This is a genomic window from Desulfolithobacter sp. (assembly GCF_054025815.1).
Genome location: NZ_JBPMMS010000028.1, coordinates 1 through 2,066, shown reverse-complemented (window position 1 = coordinate 2,066; position 2,066 = coordinate 1). Strand labels below are relative to the sequence as shown.

Annotated in this window: 3 protein-coding genes; all 3 read right to left on the bottom strand. The window is 58.2% G+C overall.

Going from position 1 to position 2,066, the window contains the following annotated elements; genetic code table 11:
* Positions 1-57: 57 nt before the first annotated feature.
* Genes ACXJJY_RS07430 through ACXJJY_RS07420 form a run of 3 tightly spaced genes read right to left on the bottom strand, consistent with a single transcriptional unit; the run spans position 58 to position 1,924 of the window.
* On the bottom strand, positions 58-516 hold the full coding sequence (locus ACXJJY_RS07430; RefSeq protein ID WP_456386506.1) for a HepT-like ribonuclease domain-containing protein: 459 nt from the start codon (positions 514-516) through the stop codon (positions 58-60).
* On the bottom strand, positions 513-797 hold the full coding sequence (locus ACXJJY_RS07425) for a nucleotidyltransferase family protein (RefSeq protein ID WP_456386504.1): 285 nt from the start codon (positions 795-797) through the stop codon (positions 513-515). The genes ACXJJY_RS07430 and ACXJJY_RS07425 overlap by 4 nt, the downstream gene beginning before the upstream one ends.
* A 35-nt stretch (positions 798-832) precedes the next feature.
* The gene (locus ACXJJY_RS07420) at positions 833-1,924 is read right to left on the bottom strand and encodes a hypothetical protein (protein WP_456386502.1); all 1,092 of its coding nucleotides are present in this window, start codon (positions 1,922-1,924) and stop codon (positions 833-835) included.
* Positions 1,925-2,066 lie beyond the last annotated feature (142 nt).

The window sequence follows — 2,066 nt, the reverse complement described above, 5'->3', positions numbered from 1 at the left end:
AAACAAGCTGTCCCTAGCAGCTCGATCGAGCTGAAAACAGGTTCTAGGGAATACTTTTCAACACCTTTTGAGTGTGCTGGCAAGTTGATAGCTATACTGATAACGGGATCTCACTCTCTCAAGTGCCTGTACAATTCTATCCGGATCCACCTGTTTTGCGATTCCCTCGTAAACCTTTCCGACCACCGCTCCCGTGGGAAGCCCCTGCTGCTGAGCTGTGCCGACCATTATACGTACGGTCTTCCAGACGACCTCCGGATTCACGCCGAAATACTGATGGATAAGGATATCCCGCATACCTGCCATTTCCCGCCACGGGACATTCGGATATTTCTCCCGCACCTCTGCCGGGATCTGCTTCGCGGCCTCACCGGCAACTTCCAGGGCCCGGATCACCGCAAAAACGGTTTTTTCGTCTTCAGAAAACCCGGCAAACTGCATCCCCTCGGTAAACTGCAAACATTTTTCCAGGGCATCACAGACATCCCTGAGATACTCGGTATACAGCCTGCTCATACCGGCACAACCTCTTTGAGTATCCGTTCAGCGATCCCGGGTTTCAATGCGTCACGCATCACCAGGTCAACCTTCACACCGAGCAGATCGGACAGATGGTACTTGAGGCCGGAAAACTGGAGCAGGCCGGGAGTGGCGGAAAAGGTTACCAGCACATCGAGATCGCTGTCTTCCCGCTCCTCCCCCCGCAGTCGTGATCCGAACAGTCCGAGAGAACTGACATGGTACTTCTGCTCCAGCTCCCGCCGGTGGCCGGCCAGAATTTTTTTTATACCTGGCAATATCTTTCATGTTCCCATCCTCCTGCTGCCTGTTCTCACCTGTTCTCGTCCAGATTCAGGCCAAACAGCAGTTCCCGCGCCTTTTTGCGCATCTCCTCGTCAGCCATGGCCGTTGCCCAGACATCGAGCAGGTCACGGATAAGCTCTCTACGTTCTCCACCATGCTGGTCAAGGTAGCTGCGGGCCACAGGTATGTCACCTGTTTCATGGGCCATGAGCATGCCCTGCAGGATGTCCCACTCTGTCCGGGGATGCTCCAGCCGCCGGGGATCACGCTCGTCCGGCCTGGCAAGACGCAGCTTTGATCCCCGGCGGACAAGGGGTGCGTGAAAGCCGTTGTCCTCTGCCCGGGCGGTTCTGCTTCGTCCCGTCCTGGTGGCGGTGTTCACGCCGATGAAACGGCCGTTTTCCTCATAGCCTGCCGCCTTGTTTTCAAGGGCAATGCCCAGCGACCTGGACAGATTGAGGGCCTCGTCAAAAGGAAATTCAGCAAGGCCGTAGATACCGTAGAAGGTCAGGGCCATGGCCGCCTCCGGGGCCAGGTCGTCCACCTGCAACCGGCCGCCGGTTATCCGTTTGATCTGATGTTCGGCCACCACCCGGGAGGCCTCGTTCATGGCCTGCACCGGGCCGACCTCTTCATCCCCGTCCAGAACAGGCCACTGCTCGGACAAAACCTTGAGCGCCCGGCCGTAACCGGAAACCATCTCATCCACCGGGTTCAGCCCCAGGGCGGCAAACTCCTCCAACCCTTCGGCTACGGCCCGGCGAATGCGCTGGGCAACCCCGGAACCGCCGAATCCGGTCCAGGAGGCCGGTTCAGCGCCATCGGTCAGCCGTTTACGGCAGGTGATGAAGATGGAGGAGATGGCCGAGGCCGTATCCCTGGTATGGATTCCATGGCTGGTCTCGGATTCCACGGGAACCGCAGCAGTGATGGTCCAGCCATGCTCGATGAGCGACCGGGTCAGGGTCTCCCAGGCATCCTGGCTCTTGTGGGTAAACATCATGGTCAAGAGCCCATCGTCTTTCACAACCCGGCGGCATTCGGTAAATATTTCCCCCATCAGCCGTTCATACGCCGCTTTGGCAGGTTGTGCGCCACCATCCCGGTCCGGGTTGGCCACGGCCTCATCCCGCTTGTTGGTCAGCCGGCGGCGAAACAGGTCGGGATACAGGTCAGCAAGGGTTCGCCGCTGCCAGACATAGAATTAATCCGAAAGCTCCGCGTACTGGACATTGTTGTAATAGGGCGGGTCCATGCAGACC